Here is a 25,114-nt window from a genome sequence, read left to right as displayed (position 1 = left end):
ATTAAAACTCGTCCGTGTCCGGGTTTTCGGCAGCCAGCGGAATCTCGTCGATGGAACGAGCATTGCGGGCGGAATCTTCGCCGTCCTCGTTGGTCGGCTGCTCGATGCCCTCGACCTCGATGCGCGGGCAATCGCGCCACAGTCGATCCAGGCCGTAGAAGTCGCGTTCTTCACTGCGGAAGACATGCACGACAATGTCGCCGTAATCCAGCAGCGCCCAACGTCCCTCACGGACACCTTCGCGGCGAACCGGCTTTGCGCCGAGGTCACGCAGATCGTCCTCAATTTCGTCGACGATTGCGGCAACCAGACGCTCATTGTCAGCACTGACCAGGACGAATGCGTCCGTAATCACCACCGGGCCAGAGACGTCGAGAACAACGACGTCCTCACCCTTTTTGCTATCGGCGGCCTTCGCCGCGGCGGTCGCCAGCTCAATGGCGCGTGGTTGTGCAGTCACGAAAGACTTCAGCTCCTTGTGATTTAAAAGTCGTGAAAAACAGCGTTTGTACTTGTAACTTACCGTCTCAGCGGGATTTTGCTAACTTTCAGTCCGCGGTATCGGACTTCGCATCCACCGGCGCCGCATCCACCGGCGCCGCGTCCTCGGAGGTCGAGTTCACCGATGCGGGCCCCACAGAACCAACCGTGCCCTCAGCAGACTGGTACAGACCACGCTTAGCGATGTACTGCACCACCCCATCCGGCACCAAGTACCAAACAGGGCGTCCTGCCTCCGCACGCTTTCGACAGTCGGTGGAAGAAATAGCCATCGCGGGAATTTCGATCAGGTGCAACCGCGAGGCGTCGATTCCTTTCAGATCCTCTGCACGCAGGTGAACTCCTGGGCGAGTGACACCGACGAACGTTGCTGCGTCGAACATCTCCTCCCAGTCCCGCCACGTCATAATCTTCTGCAGCGCATCGGCACCGGTAATGAAGAACAGATCCGCGTTGGGATATATGACCTTCAAATCCCGCAGCGTATCGACGGTATAAGTCGCACCCGGACGGTCAATATCAACCCGCGAGACCGAAAACTGTGGGTTCGACGCGGTGGCAATGACCGTCATCAGGTAACGGTCTTCGCTGTGAGAGACCTTCCGGCCGCGCTTTTGCCACGGTTCACCCGTGGGCACGAAAAGCACAAAGTCAAGGTCAAAACGGTCTGTCACCTCGCTCGCGGCAACCAGGTGACCATTGTGGATGGGATCAAAAGTGCCACCCATTACGCCAATGCGCTGCCGGGGCGCTTCCGCCGACTTCGCTGTCAACGCGGCGTGTACTCGTGACCGCACACTTTTCTTGCGCTTAATCATGACTGGCACTTTACCTGGGCGCTACGGACGAGTCTGTCCACGACCGGCCAGAACCCACTTGCTGCTGGTCAGCTCCGGCAGCCCCATGGGCCCACGGGCATGCAGCTTCTGAGTGGAAATACCAATCTCTGCGCCGAAACCGTACTGCTCACCATCGGTGAACGCAGTGGAGGCATTGACGCTAACGGCAGCAGCATCGACACGGTCGACGAACTCCTGGCACACGCCCCAGTCACGTGCAGAGATAGCCTCCGTGTGACCCGAGGAGTACTCAGTGATGTGATCCGTCGCGGCCACCACACCGTCGACGATGCGCGCTGCAATGTCTAGCGAGAGGTACTCATCCGACCAGTCTTCCGCCGTCGCAGGAATGACCTCACCAGTCCACCCAGAGGCCGCCAGATTATCGACATCGCCGTGGACCGCAACGCCAGCGTCGGCAAGCGCGTCCAAAATGCGGACCTGATCCTGCGCGGACAGCGCCGAGTCAATGAGAACCGTTTCAGTGGCGTTACAGACGCTCGGACGGCGGGTCTTGCCGTTAATCATCAGCGCAATCGCCTCGTCGATATCGGCGGAAGCATCGATGTAGATGTGGCAGTTACCGGTACCGGTCTCAATGGTCGGCACCGTTGCCTTCGTCACGACGGCCTCAATCAGACCGGCACCGCCGCGCGGAATCACTACGTCAACCAGGCCGCGGGCAGTGATGAGATCTTGCACGGAATCGTGGGTCTCACACGGCAGCAGCTGAACAAGGTCCTCCGGTGCATCGTGGTTGGCCAGCACCTCACGCAAAACCGCGACCAGCTGCGTGTTGGAGTGGACGGCCGACTTGGAGCCGCGCAGCAAGGCCACGTTGCCCGACTTCAGCGCCAGACCAAAGGCATCGACAGTAACGTTCGGGCGAGCCTCGTAGACCATGCCCATCACGCCCAGCGGAACGCTGACCTGGGAAAGCTTAATGCCGTTAGGAAGAGTGCTGCCCCGCAGCACCTCGCCTACCGGATCCGGCAGGGCCGCAACCTGGCGCAACCCACCGGCAATACCCTCAACACGATCGGCGTCAAGACGCAGGCGATCCAGCAGGGAGTCACTAAAACCACGGGCCTTACCGGCCTCGATGTCCTTGGCGTTGGCTACCAGAATCTCTTCAGTACGGGCGACCAGCGCATCTGCTGCGGCCAGCAGGAGCTCGTTCTTGCGTGCCGACGTAAAGCGAGCCAGCTCTCCCGCGACAGCCTTGGCACGCTGTGCCTTATCTAAAACCTCGGCGCGCTCAGCAGCACGCTCCGGACTAAGAGCCGAATCCTCGGCAATGCCCTGTTGATTGGTGTTAGCAGTTTCGTTCGTTTGAGCAGTCATGCCTACCAGCATAACTAGAGTGAGACATCATTTGAGGGAATTAGCTCAGCAACCCAAGGAAAGATGTAATTCATCAACAGCAGGAACACGATGACGGCAATCACGATGGTGATGATCGCTTTCACCCACCACGGACCCGGCAGGGATCGCCAAAAAGCTGCGTACATCTAGTTGACCTCCTTGGTCTCAACACCGGCGAGAACCGCGTGAATAATGAGCCGATGAGTGTTGTCCCACTGCGGATGGCAGGTAGTCAGCGTAAGTAGAGTCGCGTTACCGACCGGATTGAGGACATCGGCGCGGTCTGGAGTGACAATGTGCTGGCCGGGAATCTCGGGGACGTTAGTTCCTTCTGGCACGCAGTCGAAGCTTTCCCCTGCGCCAGCCATACCGTCGACCGGTAATACCTTGTAGCGGTAAATAGCATCACGCGTCTCTACAGTGATGTCATCGCACGTCTGCAGGCGGTCAATGTTGTCAAAGGGAGCTCCGTGGCCGTCACGATGGGCGGCATAAGAACTGTTGCCCACCTGCCCCGGAAGGGCTGTGCTCGGATAATGGCCGGGGCCACCGCGCAAAACTTCCTGAGAGACACCTTCGAATACGACCAAATCGCTAAAACCGGCCTTTGGAGCGGAAATCATCGCCACCGCAGAGCCAGGCACCCAAGAGCCCTCAACAGCTGGCTCCGTGCCTTCTGGCGCCTGAGCTGAGGCCGATGCCGGTGCGGACCATGCCTGCTGCAGCTCATCACGAGCCTGCTGCTGAGCTTTCCCGGTTTCAAGACCAGACCAGTACAGCAGATAAAAGGCGAAGAGCGCCACCATCACTCCAGCGGTCAAGAGCAACTCGCCGATGACGCCAATAATTTTCGATAACACACTTAGGATTATGCCCGAAAGTTCCTCATCCAGGCAGTCCGCGCTCAGGCACTCCTCCCCCAGCCAGTCCGCACTCAGCTAGTCCCCACTCAGCCGGTCTTTGCCGAGGCACCTCTGTCCGGGCGCGCCCAGGTGCGCGTCTTTAAGCGCTGCAGCTCTCAGCGCAACGCTCTCCTAAGCGCGGGAGGCGAAATCCGACAGGTAGTCGGCATGGACGACAGGCTTCTGCATGTCATTCGGCAATTCCTCGGTGTGGTAGCCGATCATGCCCAGCAGTTCTTCAGAGTCATAGTTGACCTCGCCGCGGCCGATGACCTCACCGCTCGGGCCAATCAGGTCGACGATGTCACCAGCGGAGAACTCACCGTCAACCGAGGTGATACCGACCGGGAGCAGCGACTTGCGCATGCGGGTCACAGCGTCGACCGCGCCGGCATCCAGGCGAAGCAGGCCCGAGCTATCCGCTGCGTAGAGCATCCAGAACTTCCAGGCGCTCAAGCGGTTGTCCTTCGCGGCGAAAGCGGTTCCCACATCTGCCTGGTCCAGTGCTCGCTCAATGTTGGACGCCGAAGTCAGCAGCACCGGCACCCCAGCACGCGAAGCCAGGCGTGCGGCAGACACCTTCGAGGCCATTCCACCGGTGCCCAATGCCCCACCGTCACCGGCGATAACACCACGCAAGTCGTTACCGCTGCGCACCTCTGGCACAAAGGTTGCACCTGGATCGGCCGGGTTGCGGTCGTAGAGGCCGTCGACGTCGGAAAGCAGAATCAGTGCATCGCAGTACGCCAGGTGACTGACCAGCGCGGCGAGGCGGTCGTTGTCGCCGAAGCGGAACTCCGAGGTCGCGACCGTGTCATTTTCGTTGACGATTGGCACCGCGCCCAGCTGGCGCAGGCGATCGATAGTGCGCTGGGCGTTGCGGGCACGCGAACGCACACCCGCATCGTCCGAGGTCAAAAGCACCTGTGCAGAAGTGCGACCATAGCGCAGGAAGGAGCGTCCCCACTCCTGTGCCAGGCGCACCTGCCCCACAGCTGCAGCCGCCTGCTTGGTCGCCAAATCAGAGGGACGGGAAGTCAGTCCCAGCGGCCCCATTCCAGATGCCACCGCGCCGGAGGACACAACGATGACATCGCTAATGCCCATACGCTTTTCCAGGGCATCGGCGATGAAGTCGATGCGCTCGGGATCGGTACGACCGTCGGGTCCGGTCAACGAGGAAGAACCAATCTTCACCACGACACGCTTCGCGGTCCGAATTGCCTCACGAGTCTCTGAATCGAAACCACCCTTGGTTCCCGGAGATAAATTCTCAGTCGCCTTTTCAATCTCAGCGACGGTGGACTCGGGATTGTCGTGAAGCAGCTCGTCGACCTCCTCACGGGAAATCGGCGCGTCCGATTCAGACTTCGGCGCGGTAGCTACCGGGGCATCTAATGCATCTGCTCCAGTGACGTCAACATCGTTGGCAACGGTGTCGGAAGGGATAACTGACTCACTCATTTCACTAATGGAAAACATGACGGTCTCATTTAATTCTGACCATATAATTGTTTAAACAATCAATGGCAAAATGCAAGTTTGAAGTCTTCGCTTGCCGACGACGCTGGCGCCAGCGCCTATGAGTACCGGTCGCGAATAGCCTCTTCGCCATCCCCGAAATCGTACTCGTCAATCAGACCACGGCGGGCCTGCGATGCACGCTTACGCTGCTCGGCGCTAGTGCGCTCGTTGACGTAGAGACGATCGTCGGTACCACGGCCACTCGGCACGAAGTCATCGGTGCCCGCGACCTGCTGCGGGTACCACTCGAAGGTGAGATAGGAAATCGTCACCGGGCAGCCAACCTTTGCCCCAGCCTTTGCCAGGGCATCTTCGACGCCAAGCTTGGCCAGGCGGTCAGCTAAGTAGCCGACTGCCTCATCGTTTTCGAAGTCCGTCTGGTTAATCCAGCGCTCCGGCTTACGGCCACGCACAATGAACCCATCTGGGGTATTCGAATCGCGCTCGATGGTGAAGTCCTCCGCGCCTTCGCGCTTCTTGCCACGCACACCTTCCGGGCGGATGACCGCACGGGGCTCCTGTTCTGTTGGCAACGGATGCGCCTTGCGGTAGGCGGCAATCTGATCCTTCAGGCCGTAGGTCAGCTCTTTGAGCCCCTCGTGCGTCACCGTGGAGATCTCATAAATTGGCCAGCCGAACTTCTCTAGCTCCTCGCGCTGCATGTCAATCATTTCGCGAGCGTCGGGCAGGTCAATCTTGTTCAGCACGATGACGCGCGGACGCTCTGCGAGATCCCCAAGCCCCACGTCGGCCTTCAGCACCGACTGGTAGTTGGCGAGTTCCGCCTCCAACGCCTGGATGTCAGAAACCGGATCGCGGTCCCCCTCCAGCGCAGCAGCGTCAACCACATGCACCAGCACAGCGCAGCGCTCAATGTGACGCAGGAAATCCAACCCGAGACCACGGCCTTCAGAAGCCCCCGGGATAAGACCCGGCACATCTGCGATGGTGAAGGACTCGTAGCCAACGTTGACTACACCCAGGTTCGGCTGCAGCGTAGTAAATGGGTAGTCACCAATCTTCGGCTTAGCAGCGCTCAAGGTGCTGACCAGCGACGACTTTCCGGCTGACGGGAAGCCCACCAGTCCAACGTCTGCCATGGATTTGAGCTCCAAGACAAGGTCCTTGGCCTCACCCGGCTCACCGAGGAGAGCGAAGCCCGGCGCACGGCGGTTCTTGTTCGCCAGCGCTGCGTTGCCCAGGCCACCGTAACCGCCCTCAGCGGCAATGAAGCGGGCGCCCTTACCGGTCATGTCCGCCAGCACTTCCCCATCCTCGGTCATCACAACCGTGCCCTCCGGCACTCCGAGAACCAGATCCTCACCACGAGCGCCGTTGCGGTGATCGCCCGCGCCCGGCTTACCGTTGGCAGCCTTGATATGGGGGTGAAAGTGAAAGTCCATCAGAGTGTGAATCTGGGGGTCTACCACAAGCACAATGTCGCCACCGTGGCCACCGTTACCGCCGTCGGGACCGCCGAGTGGCTTGAACTTTTCACGCAGCACCGAGTTACAGCCGTGCCCACCGTCGCCGGCCTGCAAATGCAGTACGACACGATCTACAAAACGAGACATAAAATCACACACACTTCCGAGCGGAGAGCCATCATCTAGTGCCTGGAGTAATGCCCTAATTTAAGCGAGCCGACGGGCAGAAGTCTAGGCGGTAACAAAACGCTGCCTCGCAACCTAACGGCGCGAAACAGTACATAAACAAAAAAAGAGCCGATTACCTTTCGCAGTGGGAAAGGAATCGGCTCTTTTGCAAGGCAGTTAAACCTGCCTCAAATTCAACGTTGCAGTAATCCTATGTGGACAACCGAGGGTTGTTCTTAGGAGTTATTCTCAACGATGCTGACAATGCGGCGGTTGCGGCGGGTACCGAACTCGACTGCGCCTGCCTTCAGAGCGAAGAGAGTGTCGTCGCCGCCACGGCCAACGTTCTCACCCGGGTGGAACGAGGTACCGCGCTGACGAACGAGAATCTCGCCTGCCTTAACCTGCTGGCCGCCGAAGCGCTTCACGCCGAGGCGCTTAGCTTCGGAGTCGCGGCCGTTAGCGGTGCTGGACGCACCTTTCTTGTGAGCCATGATTTTCTCCTAGGGAAAAGCTATTAAAAATTTCGGCGGTTTACTTGGAGACGCCGGTGATCTTCAGAACAGTGAGCGGCTGACGGTGGCCGTAGCGGCGCTTGTAGCCAGTCTTGTTCTTGTAGTGCATGCCGCGGATCTTCGGGCCCTTAGCGGCCTCGACGATCTCTGCGTTAACGGTAACGTTGGCAAGCTTGTCGGCATCCGCAATGACATCTGCGCCATCGACGAGCAGAACCGGGGTGAGAGCCACGGACGAACCCGGCTCACCCTCGATCTTCTCGACCTTGACGAGGTCACCTTCGGCAACCTTGTACTGCTTGCCGCCGGTCTTGACGATCGCGTACATAGGAGGGCTACCCCTTTATCTGAGAAACTCGACTCAAGGAATCTTTGTAATTCCTTGACTGGACAATGGAATTGCGATTAGTTGCGTGTGCAGAACACTTCAGGGGCATACCCGAAAGCCAAATCCGAGTAGATTTCCCCGCTCTGGTCGTTTCCTTACCACCAGCGCCTCAAGCACCAGTGGGCATGACCAGATACGCCTACTAATCAGCGACTGGTCAAGAGTAGCGAAAAATCCCCCTAAATTACAAACTGCCCAAGTAAGACCCTGTCCCCCATCGGTTTTCACGGTCTTCTCGGGCAGTTTCCGAAGCCACTTTCCACTCCCTGCTTCAGGAAGTGGAAAGTAGCCCCCTATCTGGCCTTATCCCAGATTTTTGATACCTATTTCTGACCGCTTCGGCGCACCGCACGACGCACGCGGCGGCGACGATTAGCCGATTGCGTCTCCGGCACCGAGCCACCGCGATTAGCCTGCTTCCGCTCTGGCTTAGTAGTGCGGTTGGAAGCGCTCTGTCGCTGCTTCGGCGCAGTCGCTCCGGCATCGCTTTGCGACGAGACCCTGCGCACCGCCCGACGGCGATTACGGCGAGCTCCCGTGCCCTGAACCGCTACCACTTCAACCCGCGACTTGCCCGAGCGACGGCTACCGCCACTGCGGTTGGCGCTGCGGTTACCGTCATCGCGGTTGTCTTTCGCACGATCTCCACCCTTGCTGCCTTCAGCGTCCGCCTTTGGCTTAGTGGACTCGAAGTCCTCGCGACGCGGTGCGCGATCCGAGCGGGAGTTACCGCGCGTCGGACGACGACGGCGTGGAGAACGCTCGAACGCCTCCTTCGCCTCCTCATAGGTCTGGGACTCCTCGGCCACAGCCTTACCGGTCTTGTTAGCGTTGCCGCTCTTGCCATCCTTGGCTGGCTCCCTCACATCTGTGGTGGAAGCTGCCTGAGACTCAGCCTGAGGCGCAGTGGTTTCATCCACAGCACTACGACGCACAGCGCGACGACGGCGACGTCGAGCGCTAGCGCTGCTGGAGCGTTCAGCCTCGCCACGGCCTCCACCGGAGCCACCGTTATCGGTGCGCTCGGCACGCTCAGCACGGGTCGGGCGCTCCGAACGCTTGCGACGATCACCATATTCTTCGTCGCGGTCATCAGCGTCGCGTGCAGCCGAATCAACGGCAACATGCTCCGCTACCCTGCGACGCGTAGCCCGACGGCGGCGGCGCTGCCCCTCCTGCGGCATGTAACGGTCATCCGACGGCTCCTCTGGGTCCTTCTCACGGGCTTCCGCAACAGCTGCGGCAGCCAGAGCAGCTAGGTCATTGGAGTTCTCCGATTGCTCAGTACGCTCGCGGCGCTCCTGACGGCCACGGCCGTTCTGTCGCTGCTCATCGTTTCGGCCCTGGCTCTTACGAACCCGGCGACGACGCGGCGGCTTCGGCTCATCGTTCTCAGAAGAGACAATGACAGCTTCGACAGCAGCTGCGACACGCTTGTCGGCTGCGTCTTTGTCGCGCTGGTTGGTCTCCGCGTCGTCGTCACGCGTTGCCTTGGAAGAGCCTGCCTGGTCGCCCTGATCGCGGTGCATGGCCAGCGCGGCCGGGTGGTTGGCCGGATTGTGCTCCGAGCGCGACTTGTTGCGGCGCTTGGACTTGTCCTGCTCGTCGTTGCGACGGCCATTCTTGTGGCCACGGCCCTGATTGTCCTGCTCAACCGGATCGATGTGGATAATCAGACCGCGGCCATTGCAGCAGCTACACGGCGTGGAGAAGGTCTCCAGCAGGCCTGTGCCCAGACGCTTGCGAGTCATCTGGACGAGGCCGAGCGAGGTGACCTCGGAGACCTCGTGACGCGAGCGGTCGCGGCCGAGAGCCTCCTTCAGACGGCGCAGCACCAAATCTTGGTTTTCCGGCAGCACCATGTCGATGAAGTCGACGACAATCATGCCGCCCAGATCCCGCAGACGCATCTGGCGGACGATTTCCTCAGCGGCCTCCAGGTTGTTGCGAGTGACCGTCTCTTCCAGGTTTCCGCCAGCGCCGGTGAACTTACCGGTGTTGACGTCGATGACCGTCATGGCCTCGGTGCGGTCGATGACCAGCGTGCCGCCCGAAGGCAGCCAGACCTTGCGGTCGAGCGCCTTGGCCAGCTGCTCATCGATGCGGAAGTGCTCGAAGACATCGGCGCCGCCGTGCTCCTTGGCGAAGTAGCGCTGCAGTCGCGGCTCCAGCTCCGGTGCCAGGTCGCCGATGTAGTCCGTCACTGTGTTCCACGGGCGATCGCCCTCCACCACGAGGCGCGAGAAATCCTCGTTGAAGACGTCGCGGACGACCTTGACCAGCATGTCCGGCTCTTCGTACAGCGCAATCGGCTTTGCTCCGCGCTTGGCCTTCGCCGCCTCGGAGGCTTCCCAGATCTCCTGCCACTGCGTCTCCAAGCGCTTGATGTCGGCCTCGATGGCCTCCTTGGACACACCCTCGGCTGCGGTACGGATAATCGTGCCCGAGCCCTCCGGCGTAACCTCGCTCAGAATCGACTTCAGGCGCTTGCGCTCCGGCTCCGGCAGCTTGCGGGAAATACCCGCGCTACGGCCGCCCGGCACGTACACCAGGAATCGACCAGCCATCGAAATGTGGGTGGTCAGACGCGCACCCTTGTGACCAATCGGGTCCTTGGACACCTGGACCAGAATCTGGTCGCCGGCCTTCAGCGCATGTTCAATCTTGCGCGAACGCGACTTCGTGCCCAGCAGCTTCCAGTTCAGGTCACCTACGTAAATGACACCGTTGCGGTCGGTTCCGATATCGATGAACGCCGCTTCCATGCTGGGCAGGACGTTCTGCACGCGACCGAGATAGATATTGCCGATCTGCGTGGTCTGCGTGTCAGAGGTAACGAAGTGCTCGACCAGCAGGTCGTCTTCCAACACACCCACCTCAGTGACAATGCCCGCGTGGTCATGGCGCTTGCGCTCACGCACCACCATCGTGCGCTCCACCGACTCACGACGAGCCAGGAATTCCGCCTCCGAGATTACGTGGCGCTTGCGCGATTCCTCACGACGCTCGATACGGCGACGTCGCTGCGCCTCCAGGCGAGTCGATCCCTTAATCGCCTGCGGTTCCTCGACCTCTTCGCGGGTGTCCTCTTCCTCGCGCTCTGTGTTTTCGGTGGTCTTCTCCGCCTGTTGCGCGTCATCATTACGACGCCCACGTCCACGACGGCGACGACGCGGGCGCGGCTGACGCTCCGTTTCGCTTGACGACGAGCCGTCCTGCCCCTCCCCCGCGTTGTCATCGGTGCCCTGGTTGGAGGCCCCGTTGTCAGCTGAAGCTGCATCCTCGGTGGCCGAATTCTTGGCCGTAGCCGGGACAGCCTGCGGCGCCAGGAAGATAGGCGCAAACGCGGTCTGCTCTTCCGCAACCGGCGGCTCCGGAACTACCGGCGGCTCGATGTCCTGCAGGGCTTCGCTCTGAGTTGCCTGCGTATCCTGCGGCTCTTGCGTTTTCTGCGGCTCTTGCGCTTCCTGAATTTCCTCTGCTGCTGGAGCGCTGGTCGTGCGGACCGCACGGCGAACTCGGCGACCACGACGTGTGGTCACTGCAGCGCTCTTTGCAGCAGGTGCTTCGGCGGAAGCTTCCTCAGCGGAGGTTTTCTCAGCGGTCTCGGCTACGGTGTCGGCAGCATTCTTATCTGCAGCCTTCTTCGACGACGACTGAACTACAGCCTCAACAGCTTCCTCGACGACCGAGTTCGAGTCCTTCTGCTCGTCCTTCGCTACGGTTTCTTCCGGAGCTCCAGCGGTCTTCTTCACAGCCCGCTTACGCGTTGCTCGCTTCTTAGTCGTGCTCTGCTTCTCTTCAGTCTGCTTCTTTTCGCTCTGCTTTGCCGAGGATTTCTTAGCAGAGGCCTTCTTGGTGTCCTTCTTCTCGGTCGCTTCCTCGGCAGGCGCTGCATCCGACTTAGCTTCGCTCTGAGCTGCCTTCTGGTCGGTCTTTTTTTCTGCCTTCGACGCAGCCTTCTTTGTGGCCTTCTTCGCAGCCGACTTCTTGCTGCTCTTCTTCGCAGCTGGCTTCTTCTCGGACTTAGCTGCAGTTTGCTCGTCCGACTTCTCATCTGCCGCGTTCGGCTTACCTGCCGACTGTTTTTCCTTCGCGGCTGGCTTTTCGCCGGTTGGCTTGGTCGCAGCGGATCCGTCGTCAAGCGAGGCATCCTCTGGATGATCGCCGATGAAATTCAGCACTGCGTCGAGCTGATTTTGATTAATGGTGGACGCAGCGGACTTTACGACGATCCCCGCGTGCCCCAGTGCTTCGATGGTTTCCTTCGAGGTCAACCCCAAGCTCTTGGCCAGGTGGTGGACTCGGGTTTTCAGAGCCGCTGACTCACGATCAAATTCGCGTGCCTTAGCGACAACATCCTGGCTGAAATTTGCCACTGTATTTGTTTCTCCTTGACACCCCACCACGCAAAACCCGACAACAGGAAGCACACTCTTTGTCATTCCATGTGCGCCTACATCCGTTGTGGCCTTGGAAACCGGGCGGAGCAACGATGTTGCGACAGCCACTTCATTTGCACCATATGCGCAGATAGAGGGCCGAAAACGATGAACAATTATGAAAGTCTTATTGGCAGGCCTTCCGGCTGACTCAGGGATTCAGCGATCACATGCGGAATGTTTCATCCACCGGAGCGAACTCCCGGGCACTACTGCTGCTGTCCATTGTCGCACATATCGAGCAGGTGGCGCGCACCGACATTGGCGGCGGCGGGCCAATCCGAGTTACTGACTGCGTTTATGACAGAAATGGCCTGAAAAATTGCCGGAAAGTGTCATAAACTCCTACAGTTTCACATTTGCAGCCCGTGCCCGCATTCCCACGTGCAGCCCGCTGAAGGGCCGCCCCACGGTCGTCGACAAGCAAAAAGCGCCGAACCGGCAAACAATTTGCTTGCTCAGTTCGGCGCCAGTTCAACGCTCACGGGTCAATGCTGAACCGTCAACGTTTAGAGGTTCGGGAACCAAATACCAATCTCGCGCTCAGCGGACTCCGGAGAATCGGAACCGTGAACAACGTTGTTAGCAACCTCAAGTGCGAAGTCACCGCGGATGGAGCCCGGGGTTGCGGCCTCAACCGGGTTGGTGCCGCCAGCGAGCTGACGCCAAGCAGCGATTGCGTTCGGGCCCTCGATAACACCAGCGACCAGCGGTGCAGAGGTGATGAAATCAACCAGCTCACCAAAGAACGGCTTATCGACGTGCTCTGCGTAGTGCTCCTTCGCAGTTGCCTCGTCAGCAACACGGAGGTCAAGCGCGACCAGCTTCAGGCCCTTGCGCTCGATGCGGGAGATAACTTCGCCGACCAGACCGCGGGAAACGCCGTCCGGCTTGATCAGAATAAGAGTACGTTCAGTCATGGTGAGCATCATACTATGACAAACCCCGCTGCACCGGAGTGGTGGTGCAGCGGGGTGAAAGTCGCGACTACGAGCGCGGGAGACTTACGAGTGCTGGGTGGTCAACAGACCGCGCTCCATACGCTGGATGAGGTTCTTCCGCAGGTGCAGAATGTAGGCCCACACTAGTGCGAAGAAGATACCCACCACGCCCATAGACACGTGCGTGAAGATAGCCAGCACACCAAAGACCTGCAGCACAATGTTGGCCTTCAGAGCCCAGGGCTGCTTCTGCAGGAAGGCCATCGCAATCAGAGCCAGGCCCAGGATGGTGATGTACGTAACCGAGAAGGTCTGGTTAATCTGGCCGTCGGGAATGCGCGTGACCACAGTCAGACCAAGCAGCACCGAGATAGCCTGCATAATCAGCGTGCCGGACATAACACCACGCAGACCCTTCAGCGGGTCCTTAGCCGGATCGTGTCCCGCACCGAGCGGGCCATACTTGCCGCCCTCACTCAGGTCACGCCCCTCGCGGTAAGCGCGCAGGGCCTCGCGGTCGGCAGCGGTGTAATCCTCCGCGCCGTTGCCCTGTGACTGGCTCGCCTGAGATTCGCTCATTGCGGGTCCTTTCCAAATAGTGTCCGGGCCTCGCCCGCGGTGACAACAGATCCAGTGACGATCACACCGGAACCAGAGACAATACCGTCTCCGGTGTCGGTTTCCTCAGCCAGCGCGACAGCCAGCTCAACGGCGGACGGCAGAGTTGAAACGCGATGCACGCGCTCCTCGCCGAAAATCTCCTCCGCGAGGTCAGCCAGGTCGTCGTAGTGCAGCGCACGCGGCGAGGTGTTCTGGGTAATAACCACTTCTTCGAAGTAAGGCTCCAGCTCCACCAGCAGCCCACGAGCATCCTTCTCCCCCAGCACCGACAGCACACCGATGACACGGCGGAAGTCGAACTCAGCGGAGAGGGCCGTGCGTAGCGCACGGGCACCGTGCGGATTGTGGGCGGCATCGATGAACACCGTCGGGGTCGAGCGCACGCGCTCCAGGCGGCCGGGCGATGCGACCGTCGCAAAGCCTTCGCGAACCGCATCAGTGTTGAGCGGACGCCCCGGACCTGCGCCGAAGAACGCCTCCACCGCAGCCAGTGCTGTGGCTGCGTTACGGGCCTGATGCGGACCGTGCAGCGGCAGATGGATGTCGTCATACTCGCCGGCCAGGCCCTTGAGCGTCAGGTTCTGCCCGCCGACCGCCAGCTGATGACTGACGACGCCGTACTCAACTCCAGCGCGGGCGACGGAGGCATCCATTTCCACGGCACGGCGCAAAACGACGTCCATTGCTTCCGGTTCCTGCTCGCCGACAATGGCGACATTGTCCGGTGGCGTGAGCAAGTCGTCCTTATTCCACCGCGACTTGATGATGCCGGCCTTCTCAGCAGCGATTTCAGCCAGGGTATCGCCGAGGTACTCCGTGTGATCGAGACCAATTGGGCAGATGACTGCCACGTCGGCCTCCACCACGTTGGTCGCATCCCATGTGCCGCCCATGCCGACTTCCACCACGGCGACATCAACAGGAGCGTCGGCGAAGGCAGCGTAGGCCATGGCCGTGAGAACCTCGAACTTACTCATCTGCGGGCCGCCCTTTTCGGCGGACTTGGCGTCAACCATTTCCACGTAGGGCTGAATCTCGCGCCAGATGCGCACGTAATCGCGTGGATGAATGGGCTGGCCATCGATGGCGATGCGCTCGGTAACCAACTGCAGATGCGGACTGGTGGTGCGGCCGGTGCGACGACCGAGAGCACGCACCAGCGACTCAATCATGCGCACAGTGGAAGTCTTGCCATTCGTGCCGGCAACGTGAATGACCGGAGTGGCACGCTCGGGATGGCCAAGGATGTCCATCAGCATCTCGATTCGCTCGAGCGACGGGTCAATCTTGGTCTCCGGCCAGCGCTGATCCAGCTCGGCTTCCACCTCTGCAAGTTCGCGCAGCTCCTCTGCGGTGGCCTCCAGCGGAGCCGGCTCGTTGACTGGGCGATCCACATCCACCGGCAGGCTCAGGCCTTCCTCGGACACGGAGACCTCACCGAGGCGCATGTCATCGGGCATGCGGTCATCAGCCATCACACCGGCGATTTCGCGAGGTTCGAGGTCCTCGACGATCTGGGAGTCAGCCGGATCGAATTCGAACTCAGGCGCTGCAGTGGACTCCTCTCGCAGCGCAGACTCTTCCTGCGTCACCGAATCGTCGCCGCCGCCAAGATTCAAACGAATCTCGCCTGCGGCCTCATCACGTGGTTCAGCATCCCGTGGATCGGTCATGCCTGCGGAAGTCCCTCCAAACGAGCCTTAATACGGTCAATCTCCTCCAGTGCGAACTGGTGGCGAGTCTTAATCTTCTCCACGACCTGCTCCGGAGCCTTGGACAGGAAGGCCTCGTTGCCGAGCTTCTTTTCGGTGCCGGCCAGTTCCTTCTCGGCCTTGGCCAGGTCTTTTTCCAGGCGCTTGCGTTCAGCGGCCACGTCGACGGTGCCGGAGGTATCCAGCTCGATCAGAACCGTGGCCTGAGACAGGCGCACCTCAATGGAAGCGGTAGCGGTGAATCCATCCTCCGGTGCCTCAGCACGAGCCAGCGAACGAATCATCTCTTCCTGAGCAGCCAGATCAGCATCCGCCAGGTTCATGCGTGCCGGCACGCGCTGCGACGGCTTCACACCCTGGTCATTGCGGAAACGACGCAGCTCGGTGACCAACTTCTGGGCATCGGCAATACGACGTGCGGCAACCTCGTCGACAGCAGCGCCGTCGGTGGTCATGGTGGCATCCGGCCAGGCGGAAATAACCAGAGAGTCCTCGAAGCCCTCCGCGCCGTCGGTAAGCGCCTTCCACAGCGTCTCCGTGACGAACGGCATGGACGGGTGCAGCAGACGCAGCAGCGTATCCAGCACGCGGCCGAGAACCAGACGCGTGGAGGCGGCGCGGGCGGCCTGCTCCTCGGTCATGGTTTCGCCGTCGTTCAGGCGCGGGAAGTCAACCTTGGTCATCTCCAGGTACCAGTCACAGACCTCGTCCCATGCGAAGTGGTAGAGGGCCTCGTTGGCCTTGGAGAACTCGTACTTATCCAGCGCAGCGTCAACCTCGGCGCGGACCTGTTCCAGGCGGTCCAGGATCCAGCGGTCGGTGTCGGTGAGCTGGTCGCGGTCCGGCAGCTCGCCCACGTGGGCCCCGTTCATCAGCGCAAAGCGGGTGGCGTTGAACAGCTTGGTGGCGAAGTTACGGGAGCTCTGAGCGGCGTCATTACCGACCGGCAGGTCAGAGCCCGGGTTAGCGCCACGCGCCAGCGTGAAGCGAAGTGCGTCCGCACCGTAGTCACGGACCCAGTCCAGCGGGTCAATGCCATTGCCGAGGGACTTCGACATCTTGCGACCCTGCTCATCGCGGACCAGACCGTGCAGGAAGACATCCTTAAACGGCACCTGCGGACGACCGTCGCACCCCTTACCCAGCGGTGAATCAGCCAGGGTGGCAGCAAAGGTCGAGAACATCATCATGCGCGCGACCCAGAAGAACAGAATGTCATAGCCGGTAACCAGTACGGATGTCGGGTAGAACTTCTCCAGCTCTGGGGTGGCTTCCGGCCAACCCATCGTGGAAAACGGCCACAGCGCAGACGAGAACCAGGTATCCAGCACGTCCGGATCCTGCGTCCAGCCCTCGCCCGTCGGGACCTCATCATCCGGGCCGACACAGACGACCTCGCCATTCGGGCCGTACCAGATCGGGATGCGGTGGCCCCACCACAGCTGGCGGGAGATACACCAGTCGTGCATGTCATCGACCCAGTCGAACCAGCGCGGTTCCTGCGAAGCCGGGTGAATAACCGTGTCGCCCTCGCGAACAGCATCGCCAGACATCTTGGCCAGCTCATCGACCTTAACGAACCACTGCAAGCTCAGCAGCGGCTCAATCGGCTCACCCGAGCGTTCCGAGTGACCGACCGAGTGAACGTACGGGCGAATCTCCTTGACGATGCGCCCCTGCTCACGCAGCGCCTCCGTCAGCGCAGTACGGGCTTCTGCGCGATCCATGCCGTCGAAACGCGTGCCAGTGTTGAAGATACGGCCAGTGGTGTCGATGACCTCCGGCATATCCAGGTCGTGGCGCTGGCCCATGGCGAAGTCATTCGGATCGTGCGCCGGCGTGATCTTCACCGCGCCGGTACCGAACTCGCGGTCCACGTAGTCATCGGCGATGACCTGAATCTTCAGGTCCTCGCGGAACGGGTGGTCCAGAACCTTGCCCACCAGGTGCGTGTAGCGCTCATCCTCCGGGTGCACGGCAATTGCCACGTCACCCAGCATCGTCTCCACACGAGTCGTCGCCACAACAATGGAGTCTTCCCCATCGCCGTAGCGGAAGGACACGAGCTCGCCTTCAGCGTCCTCGTACTTGACCTCAATATCCGAGATTGCAGTCTGCAGCACTGGCGACCAGTTGACCATGCGCTTGGCGCGGTAAATCAGGCCGCGGTCAAACAGTTCCTTAAAAATCGTCTGAACCGCACGGGACAGCCCCTCGTCCAGAGTGAAGCGCTCACGAGACCAATCCAGGGAGTCACCAATCTGGCGCATCTGGTTGCCGATACGTCCGCCGTAATCGTGCTTCCACTCCCAGACCTTCTCCACGAATTCCTCGCGGCCGTAATCGAAGCGGTCCTTACCTTCGGACTCCTTCAGCATCGCCTCGACCTTGGTCTGAGTTGCGATACCCGCGTGGTCCATACCCGGCAGCCACAGCACCTCGTAGCCCTGCATGCGCTTACGGCGCACCAGCGCATCCATCAAAGTGTGGTCCAGTGCGTGGCCCATGTGCAGCTGACCCGTCACATTCGGCGGGGGCAGCACAATAGAGTAAGCCGGCTTGGAGCTAGACGGGTCAGCCTTGAAATAACCAGCGTCTACCCAGCCCTGGTACAGGTCCGACTCCACGTCAGCCGGGTTCCACGACTTGGGCAACTTATCTGCTCTGTTTAGGTCCACGTTGTTCTCAGTCACGCGTCACATCTTAGCGCCTTGCCCGGATTTGGTTTCCCAGGGGCTTTACGACGGCCCTTGCGCCCCACCCATATCTGCTATCGGCGACTTATACACCGCCTAATTCAAGCCTTACTCTCGCTCCGAACCAAACCGTGATTACCGCGCAAAATAAAAGCGCTCTCTTGTGAAATCATCACAAGAGAGCGCCTCTAAACGGCCGTTGAACAGCTCTTAGACCAGCAGGTCCTTAACAGCCTCGCGTTCTTCGCGCAGTGCCTTGACGTTGCGCTCGATGCCAGCGCGCTGAACCTCGGAGAGATCCAGGCCCTCAACGCGAACCCACTCGCCGTCCTTGGCGTAGCACGGAACACCAGCGACCAGGCCCTCGTCGATGCCGTAGGAGCCATCGGACGGAAGGGCGACAGAGACCCACTCGCCCTCTGGGGTACCCGTGACCCAGTCACGCATGTGGTCAACTGCGGCAGCGGCAGCGGAAGCTGCGGAGGAGGAACCGCGGACCTCGATGATTTCTGCGCCACGCTTCGCGACACGCGGAATGAAGTCCTGCTCGACCCATGCAGCGTCCACCTTGTCGGAGACCTTCTCGCCTGCAATGGTGGCGTAGGTGATGTCCGGGAACTGGTCTGCGGAGTGGTTACCCCAGACAATCATGTTCTTGATCTCAGTGGTCGGAACACCAATCTTTTCCGACAGCTGAGACAGGGAACGGTTGTGGTCCAGGCGCATCATGGCGGTGAAGCGCTCTGCCGGGATGTCCTTAGCGTGGGACGCAGCAATCATGGTGTTGGTGTTGGCCGGGTTGCCGACAACCAGGACCTTGATGTCGTCTGCTGCATGATCGTTCAGTGCGGCACCCTGCGGGCCGAAGATCTTGCCGTTGGCGCCCAGCAGTGCGGAGCGCTCCTCGCCCTTGCCGCGCGGCTTTGCACCGACCAGGAAGGCGGCGTTAGCACCGTCGAATGCCTTGGCCGGATCATCGGTGATGTTGATGCCAGTCAGAAGCGGGAAGGCGGAGTCAAACAGCTCCATGGCGACGCCTTCGGTGGCGTGCAGCGCCGGAGTGATCTCCAGCAGGTTCAACTCAACCGGGGTCTCAGGGCCGAAAACCGAACCGCTGGCAATGCGGAAGAGCAGGGAGTAAGCGATCTGTCCGGCGGCGCCGGTAACTGCAACCTTTACGGGAGTCTTGTTCACTTCAGGCCTTTCTCGAGAGAGAATCAATTCGCTGCCCACTCTAATGCGACTACAGAATTGGCGCAGACGGGGGCGACGGGCTCAGGCCAATTCTGAAAAACGGATAGCATTAGGCATGACTTACGGTCATGTACTCATTTCACTAGAAAGAAGTCCGCGACCGAGCAAATTCACCCCCGTTAGATAGCCAAAACCCCGTAGTCGCCCTCTAGTCCAAGCAAAGGATTTTCATGAAGTCTCCAGGCTCCTCTGATGCAATCCCCCATGCAGTCTTGGTGGCAGCACTTCAAGAATTCACCGCAAAGGGGTATGCAGATGCCCGTTTGGATGCCATTGCTGCCGCCTCTGGTGTCTCCAAGCGCATGCTTCACTACCACTGTGGTGACAAGTTGGGACTCTACAGGGCGACGTGGGCACATGTGCTGGAGACCGTAAGGCCTGACGACGACGACCTGCGCCCGCACTCCAATGTGCCGGTGGAAGCCCTGCAGCATGTGGTCGGCGTTATCTACGACTACTTCTCGGCGAACCCGCTCGCCGTGCGGTTCATCATCCAGGAAAACCTACATCCGGTCCTGCCGCTAGAAGGCGTGACTGGGCTTGGTGGTCAGAGCCCAATTGTTTTGGAGTTTGACCGCATCTTGTTGCTCGGTCGCGATTATGGTGCATTCCGCACTGATATTTCCGCACTTGATCTTTATATTCTCGTGCTGTCGCTGGCCACCTTCCCCACCCTGCACCAGCGGACTTTTGAAAACCTCTACGGCATTGAAATGCAGTCGACAGTGTTGTCGGACAAGCTGCGTGAGTTCGCTCAGGACACTGTGACCAGCCTGTTGACGTCCTCGCCTCGCAACGAACCGGGCAGCTCGTACACTTCCCTGCTGGCCTCCCATGGCGCGAACTCGTCCGCGCTTGGCGCAGAGGTCTACGGCGATCAGCCCAACCCAGAGACTCAGGACTTGACTACTGACGATGCCCCGGATTACCGCGACATCTACGGCATGGACGACTAGGGCTCCATACAGACATCAAAAACCCGGTTAGAGCGGCTACTCTAACCGGGTTTTTAGCTGCCTTTACGCAGTCTTCTTATCCTCGCTGCGTTCAACGAGTTCCGGCGCTGCACCGTCCGTGATGCATTCCTTGTGGACAATGACCTCCGCGACGTCGTCACGCTCTGGTACTTCGAACATCACGGGAACCAGGATCTCTTCCATGATGCCGCGCAAACCACGGGCGCCGGTATTGCGGCTAATCGCCTTGGCAGCAATGGCGCGCAGCGCCTCATCGTCGATGGTGAGACGCACACCGTCCATGTCGAACAGGTGCTGGTACTGGCGGACCAGAGAGTTCTTCGGCTCGGTGAGTACACGAACCAGCGCGTCCTCATCGAGGTTGGTGACCGATGCGATAACGGGAAGGCGGCCAATGAACTCAGGAATCAGGCCGAATCGAACGAGATCCTCCGGCAGTACGTCGCGGAATGGATCCTTCATGTCCTCGTCGTTAGCCGAGGTGACATCTGCTCCGAAGCCCAGGCCCTTCTTGCCGACTCGCTCCTGAACGACCTTTTCCAGACCGGCAAACGCACCAGCGACGATGAACAGGACGTTGGAAGTGTCGAACTGAATGAACTCCTGGTTCGGCAGCTTGCGCCCACCCTGCGGCGGCACGGCGGCTACGGTTCCCTCGAGAATCTTCAGCAGCGCCTGCTGCACACCTTCACCGGAGACATCGCGAGTGATGGAAGTGTTCTCGGACTTGCGCGAAATCTTGTCAATCTCATCGACGTAAATGATGCCGCGCTGTGCCTTCTCGACGTCGAAATCAGTAGCCTGCAGCAGCTTCAGCAGGATATTCTCCACGTCCTCGCCGACATAGCCGGCCTCGGTCAGGCTGGTGGCGTCAGCGATCGCGAACGGCACATCCAGCTTGCGGGCCAACGTCTGTGCGAGGTAGGTCTTGCCGCAGCCAGTCGGCCCCAGCAAGAGGATGTTCGACTTCTGCAGCTCGACGTCGTTGTCCGACTTGGTCTCCGCAGCACGAAGGCGCTTGTAGTGGTTGTAGACCGCTACCGCTAGGGTGCGCTTAGCCATGTCCTGGCCGATGACGTACTCATCGAGGAAGTCTCGAATTTCCATCGGCCGCGGCAGGCGGTCGTCGTTGCCAGTTGCCTCGCCGCCGGTGTTGAGCTCCTCTTCGATGATCTCGTTGCAGAGCTCGATGCACTCATTACAGATGTACACACCAGGTCCGGCAATCAGCTTCTTGACCTGCTTCTGACTCTTTCCACAGAAAGAGCACTTCAGCAAATCCGCACTTTCTTGCATACGCGCCATGAGGCTCCCGCCGCCGCCTTTCCGCTTCGTTGCCAATAATTGCTTCAGACCAGCCTACCGTGAGTGTGCGCAATTACCGGCTTCCACGCCAGGGCGAGGCGAATTTCACGCAATCTCGCTCGGCGCTTTACGACGGCCAGTGCGCAGCACTCCAGAGAGACCATGTCCCCTTTTAAGCGTTGTGCTTGCGGTACTCGAAGACCTGGTCGATGATGCCGTACTCGACGGCCTCTTCAGCGGTCAGGATCTTGTCACGATCGGTGTCCTTGCGGATCTGCTCTGCAGTGCGACCGGAGTGGCGAGCCAGAGTCTCCTCCATCAGCTTGCGCATGCGCTCGATCTCGTTCGCCTGAATCTCCAGGTCGGAAACCTGGCCCTGGATACCCTGGGTGGCCGGCTGGTGAATGAGCACGCGCGCATTCGGCAGAGCTGCGCGCTTACCCGGTGCACCCGCAGCGAGCAGGACGGCTGCCGCGGAAGCAGCCTGGCCCAGGCACACCGTCTGCACGTCGGGACGCACGTACTGCATCGTGTCGTAGATGGCCATCAGCGACGTGAAGGAGCCACCTGGGGAGTTGATGTACATCGTGATGTCACGATCCGGGTCCAGCCCCTCGAGCACCAGCAGCTGCGCCATGATGTCGTTAGCGGCGGTGTCGTCGACCTGGGAGCCGAGGAAGATAATGCGCTCTTCGAAGAGCTTGTTGTATGGGTTGGATTCCTTAGCACCAAAGCTGGAGTGCTCCACGAAAGAAGGAAGCACGTAGCGCGACTGCGGCATCTGCATATTGTTCATCTCCATGTTGATTAAATCGCCTCTAATTATTCGCTACTGTCCGCTTTTAGCGTGCGGTGTCCTTGAGGGCGGTTACGACGTGGTCAACCAGGCCGTATTCCTTAGCCTCAGCCGCGGTGAACCAGCGGTCGCGGTCCGAGTCTTCCTCAATGCGCTCGACCGGCTGACCGGTGTGCTGCGCGATCAGACGAGCCATCTCCTTCTTGGTGGCAGCGAACTGCTCAGCCTGAATGGTGATGTCGGATGCGGTACCGCCAATACCTGCAGACGGCTGGTGCATCATGATGCGGGCGTGCGGCAGTGCGTAACGCTTGCCCTTAGCACCTGCGGCGAGCAGGAACTGGCCCATGGAAGCTGCCAAGCCCATGCCGTAGGTAGCCACGTCGCACGGAACGAACTGCATGGTGTCGTAAATGGCCATGCCGGCGGTGACGGAGCCACCCGGGGAGTTGATGTACAGCGAGATATCCGCCTCCGGGTCCTCGGCTGCCAGGAGCAGCATCTGACCGCAGAGCTTGTTGGCAATCTCGTCGTCGACCTGCTCACCCAGCCAAATAATGCGCTCCTTGAGCAGCTTGTCGAAAACCGTGTTCGTCGACATCTGGGCGTTATCGCTCATCTGTGTACTCCTTCTTCGTACGTGTGCGAGTTTGTCGTTCACTAGAGGGTAACGAAAAGGGCCGCCCCTTTGTTTCGGGAACGGCCCTTGTTCGCTATAAGCGTTGCGGCATGAGGAACGCGCCGCGCTAATTGCGGGGCTTACTCAGCGGAGGTGTCCTCAGCCTTGTCGGACTCAGCCTTCTCAGCCTCAGCTTCGACCTCACCGAAGTACTCGTTCAGATCGATTTCGTTGCCCTCAGTGTCCTTGGCGGAAGCCTTCAGGATCGAGGTGGCCAGAGCCTTGCCGCGGCGAACGTCTGCAAACAGGTTGCCGAGCTGGCCGGACTGCTGAATCTGCTGGATGAACTGGTTCGGGTCCATGCCGTAGGACTGAGCAGTGAACAGGATGTGGTCGGTGAGCTCCTGCTGGGAAACATCCGGCTGGATCTCTTCAGCCAGTGTGTCCAGGAACAGCTGGGTGCGGACAGCTTCCTCAGCGGACTTCTTGGAGTCCTCGTCGAACTGCTCGCGGGTGGTGCCCTGAGCCTCCAGCATGGAGTTCAGAACCTTCTCGTCGCCGCCGAACTGACCCAGCAGCTGCTGCAGCTGGCCCTCGACCTGCTCCTTGACAACACCCTCCGGCAGAGCGATGGTGGTCTGCTCCATAGCGGCAGCCAGGACCTTGTCGCGAACCTGCTGAGCCTGCTCGCCCTTCTTGGTGTTCTCGACCTGGCGGGCCAGGTCTTCCTTCAGCTCCTCGATGGTATCGAACTCGGAAGCCATCTGAGCGAAGTCGTCGTCAGCTTCCGGCAGCTCGCGGACCTTGACGGACTGAACGGTAACGGTGACCTGAGCGTCCTCGCCCTCGTGCTCGCCAGCAACCAGCTTGGTGGTGAACTCCTTGGACTCGCCCTGGGACAGGCCGACAACAGCGTCATCCAGGCCGTCAATCAGGTCGTCGGAGCCAACCTGGTAGGACAGCCCCTCGGTGGAGGCCTCTTCCAGCTCTTCGCCGTCGATGGTGGCGGACAGGTCGATGGAGACGAAGTCGTCCTTCTCGACTGCGCGCTCGACGCCGGTCAGGGTGCCGAAGCGAGCGAGCAGATTCTGCAGCTCAGCCTCAACAGCTTCCTCGTCGGCGACCAGTGGGTCAACCTCAACTGCGATGTCCTCGAACTTCGGCAGCTCGATCTCCGGGCGGACGTCAACCTCAGCGGTGAACTCAACGAGCTCGCCATCTTCCAGCTTGGTGATGTCAACCTCAGGCTGACCGATAACCTTCAGGTCCTCCTCGCGAACGACCTCGTCGTAGCGGGACGGAACCATATCGTTGAGCACCTGCTCCAGGATCGGGCCGCGGCCGAAGCGGGCCTCAATCAGCTTTGCCGGCGCCTTGCCCTTACGGAAGCCTGGAATCTGGACCTGCTGAGCCAGTGCCTTGTAGGCATTGTCGAACTCTGGCTTCAGCTCATCAAACGGGACCTCGACGGTAATCTTCACTCGGGTCTCATTGAGCTTCTCAACGGAAGACTTCACTGGTGCACTCTCCTGCAACTCGATGATTAATTCATAGACCACGGGAGTGCCCGTGATACTGGTCGGGGTAGCGGGATTTGAACCCACGGCCTTCCGCTCCCAAAGCGGACGCGCTACCAAGCTGCGCCATACCCCGTATGCGTCATTCGAAACCTAGCAGAAACCCCTTTGGAGCATCTGCACCGGGGCCCTCATAGGCGCGAAATCGCGTTTCCACAACGGACCCGTATAGATTTACCTGACGATTAACGAAATCACAAAACCACGCGTTCAACCAGGCCATTACTCTGTCTGAAAACGCTTTACGACGCCATCGAGAGCCAACCTGCCAACTACTACTGGTTTCATGAAATCCATGCATATCACAGGGCGTTTGCATCACCTCGGCACTGCTTTTGGCGGCCTCGTTTACTGCAAACACTCCATTCGTCGGCCGACCCTCCAAAGAAGCCGCCTAAAACGACTGCCCCTTTGTTGAGTCGTGTGACAGTGTAATCAACGGCTATACGCCTGTTTCATATACCCCATATTGCTTTAGTTTCATTTTCTGTTTTTCCCGGCCACAGCCACTTTTCTTTAAATCCTTCGAGAAAAACCTGGCATCG

The 25,114-nt window shown here is 60.0% G+C and carries 20 protein-coding genes and 1 tRNA gene; 1 reads left to right on the top strand and 20 read right to left on the bottom strand.

Features of this window, described 5'->3' with window-relative positions; all coding sequences use genetic code 11:
- Position 1 precedes the first annotated feature (1 nt).
- From rsfS to HMPREF2857_RS08575, 15 genes are all read right to left on the bottom strand, one after another.
- Entirely contained in the window at positions 2-460 is a 459-nt protein-coding gene (gene rsfS / locus HMPREF2857_RS08640) for a ribosome silencing factor (RefSeq protein ID WP_070643670.1), read from the bottom strand.
- 88 nt (positions 461-548) lie between these two features.
- Positions 549-1,319 carry a nicotinate-nucleotide adenylyltransferase gene (gene nadD, locus HMPREF2857_RS08635; protein ID WP_070643668.1) on the bottom strand — a complete coding sequence of 257 codons (771 nt, stop codon included), beginning with the start codon at positions 1,317-1,319 and terminating at the stop codon, positions 549-551.
- Positions 1,320-1,340: 21 nt separating this feature from the next.
- Complete coding sequence (locus HMPREF2857_RS08630) at positions 1,341-2,684, bottom strand: glutamate-5-semialdehyde dehydrogenase (RefSeq protein WP_224783791.1); 1,344 nt, start codon at positions 2,682-2,684, stop codon at positions 1,341-1,343.
- A 14-nt stretch (positions 2,685-2,698) separates the two neighbouring features.
- Positions 2,699-2,851 (bottom strand): hypothetical protein, encoded by a 153-nt coding sequence (locus HMPREF2857_RS11205; protein ID WP_016422316.1) that lies wholly within the window; start codon positions 2,849-2,851, stop codon positions 2,699-2,701.
- Positions 2,852-3,565 (bottom strand): class E sortase, encoded by a 714-nt coding sequence (locus HMPREF2857_RS08625; protein WP_016422315.1) that lies wholly within the window; start codon positions 3,563-3,565, stop codon positions 2,852-2,854.
- A gap of 174 nt (positions 3,566-3,739) precedes the next feature.
- Entirely contained in the window at positions 3,740-5,089 is a 1,350-nt protein-coding gene (proB, locus tag HMPREF2857_RS08620) for a glutamate 5-kinase (protein ID WP_070643665.1), read from the bottom strand.
- A 98-nt stretch (positions 5,090-5,187) separates the two neighbouring features.
- The gene (obgE, locus tag HMPREF2857_RS08615) at positions 5,188-6,705 is read right to left on the bottom strand and encodes a GTPase ObgE (RefSeq protein ID WP_070643662.1); all 1,518 of its coding nucleotides are present in this window, start codon (positions 6,703-6,705) and stop codon (positions 5,188-5,190) included.
- Positions 6,706-6,962: 257 nt separating this feature from the next.
- The gene (rpmA, locus tag HMPREF2857_RS08610) at positions 6,963-7,220 is read right to left on the bottom strand and encodes a 50S ribosomal protein L27 (RefSeq protein WP_005511518.1); all 258 of its coding nucleotides are present in this window, start codon (positions 7,218-7,220) and stop codon (positions 6,963-6,965) included.
- Positions 7,221-7,260: 40 nt separating this feature from the next.
- Positions 7,261-7,569 carry a 50S ribosomal protein L21 gene (rplU, locus tag HMPREF2857_RS08605; RefSeq protein ID WP_005511541.1) on the bottom strand — a complete coding sequence of 103 codons (309 nt, stop codon included), beginning with the start codon at positions 7,567-7,569 and terminating at the stop codon, positions 7,261-7,263.
- A gap of 383 nt (positions 7,570-7,952) precedes the next feature.
- Positions 7,953-12,008 carry a translation initiation factor IF-2 N-terminal domain-containing protein gene (locus HMPREF2857_RS08600; RefSeq protein WP_070643659.1) on the bottom strand — a complete coding sequence of 1,352 codons (4,056 nt, stop codon included), beginning with the start codon at positions 12,006-12,008 and terminating at the stop codon, positions 7,953-7,955.
- A gap of 572 nt (positions 12,009-12,580) precedes the next feature.
- Entirely contained in the window at positions 12,581-12,991 is a 411-nt protein-coding gene (ndk, locus tag HMPREF2857_RS08595; protein WP_038629458.1) for a nucleoside-diphosphate kinase, read from the bottom strand.
- Between the two features lie 84 nt (positions 12,992-13,075).
- Positions 13,076-13,591, bottom strand: coding sequence for a DUF4233 domain-containing protein (locus HMPREF2857_RS08590; protein ID WP_070643656.1), 516 nt, complete (start codon positions 13,589-13,591; stop codon positions 13,076-13,078).
- On the bottom strand, positions 13,588-15,093 hold the full coding sequence (locus HMPREF2857_RS08585; RefSeq protein WP_246819681.1) for a bifunctional tetrahydrofolate synthase/dihydrofolate synthase: 1,506 nt from the start codon (positions 15,091-15,093) through the stop codon (positions 13,588-13,590). Before HMPREF2857_RS08585 ends, HMPREF2857_RS08590 begins: the two co-directional genes overlap by 4 nt.
- A gap of 209 nt (positions 15,094-15,302) precedes the next feature.
- A complete protein-coding gene (locus tag HMPREF2857_RS08580; protein WP_070643650.1) occupies positions 15,303-18,038 on the bottom strand; it encodes a valine--tRNA ligase in 2,736 nt (911 codons plus the stop codon).
- 213 nt (positions 18,039-18,251) lie between these two features.
- Entirely contained in the window at positions 18,252-19,235 is a 984-nt protein-coding gene (locus HMPREF2857_RS08575; protein WP_016422306.1) for a malate dehydrogenase, read from the bottom strand.
- A gap of 230 nt (positions 19,236-19,465) precedes the next feature.
- On the opposite strand from HMPREF2857_RS08575, the gene HMPREF2857_RS08570 reads away from it, so the two are divergent.
- The gene (locus HMPREF2857_RS08570; RefSeq protein WP_016422305.1) at positions 19,466-20,251 is read left to right on the top strand and encodes a TetR/AcrR family transcriptional regulator; all 786 of its coding nucleotides are present in this window, start codon (positions 19,466-19,468) and stop codon (positions 20,249-20,251) included.
- Between the two features lie 63 nt (positions 20,252-20,314).
- Here the strand turns inward: HMPREF2857_RS08570 and clpX are convergent, their stop codons facing one another.
- The 5 genes from clpX to HMPREF2857_RS08545 all read right to left on the bottom strand — a co-directional run bounded on the left by clpX (position 20,315) and on the right by HMPREF2857_RS08545 (position 24,645).
- Entirely contained in the window at positions 20,315-21,577 is a 1,263-nt protein-coding gene (clpX, locus tag HMPREF2857_RS08565) for an ATP-dependent Clp protease ATP-binding subunit ClpX (protein ID WP_042388518.1), read from the bottom strand.
- Positions 21,578-21,749: 172 nt separating this feature from the next.
- The gene (locus HMPREF2857_RS08560; RefSeq protein ID WP_369707172.1) at positions 21,750-22,373 is read right to left on the bottom strand and encodes an ATP-dependent Clp protease proteolytic subunit; all 624 of its coding nucleotides are present in this window, start codon (positions 22,371-22,373) and stop codon (positions 21,750-21,752) included.
- A 46-nt stretch (positions 22,374-22,419) separates the two neighbouring features.
- Complete coding sequence (locus tag HMPREF2857_RS08555) at positions 22,420-22,992, bottom strand: ATP-dependent Clp protease proteolytic subunit (protein ID WP_016422302.1); 573 nt, start codon at positions 22,990-22,992, stop codon at positions 22,420-22,422.
- Positions 22,993-23,132: 140 nt separating this feature from the next.
- The gene (tig, locus tag HMPREF2857_RS08550; RefSeq protein ID WP_141752751.1) at positions 23,133-24,596 is read right to left on the bottom strand and encodes a trigger factor; all 1,464 of its coding nucleotides are present in this window, start codon (positions 24,594-24,596) and stop codon (positions 23,133-23,135) included.
- Positions 24,569-24,645: transfer RNA gene (locus tag HMPREF2857_RS08545), tRNA-Pro, on the bottom strand. The genes tig and HMPREF2857_RS08545 overlap by 28 nt, the downstream gene beginning before the upstream one ends.
- Positions 24,646-25,114: the final 469 nt, after the last annotated feature.

Source organism: Corynebacterium sp. HMSC076C10 (assembly GCF_001812455.1).
Classification (GTDB): domain Bacteria; phylum Actinomycetota; class Actinomycetes; order Mycobacteriales; family Mycobacteriaceae; genus Corynebacterium; species Corynebacterium jeikeium_D.
The sequence above is the reverse complement of the archived record's forward strand: the minus strand, read 5'-3'. Positions and strand labels throughout refer to the sequence as shown.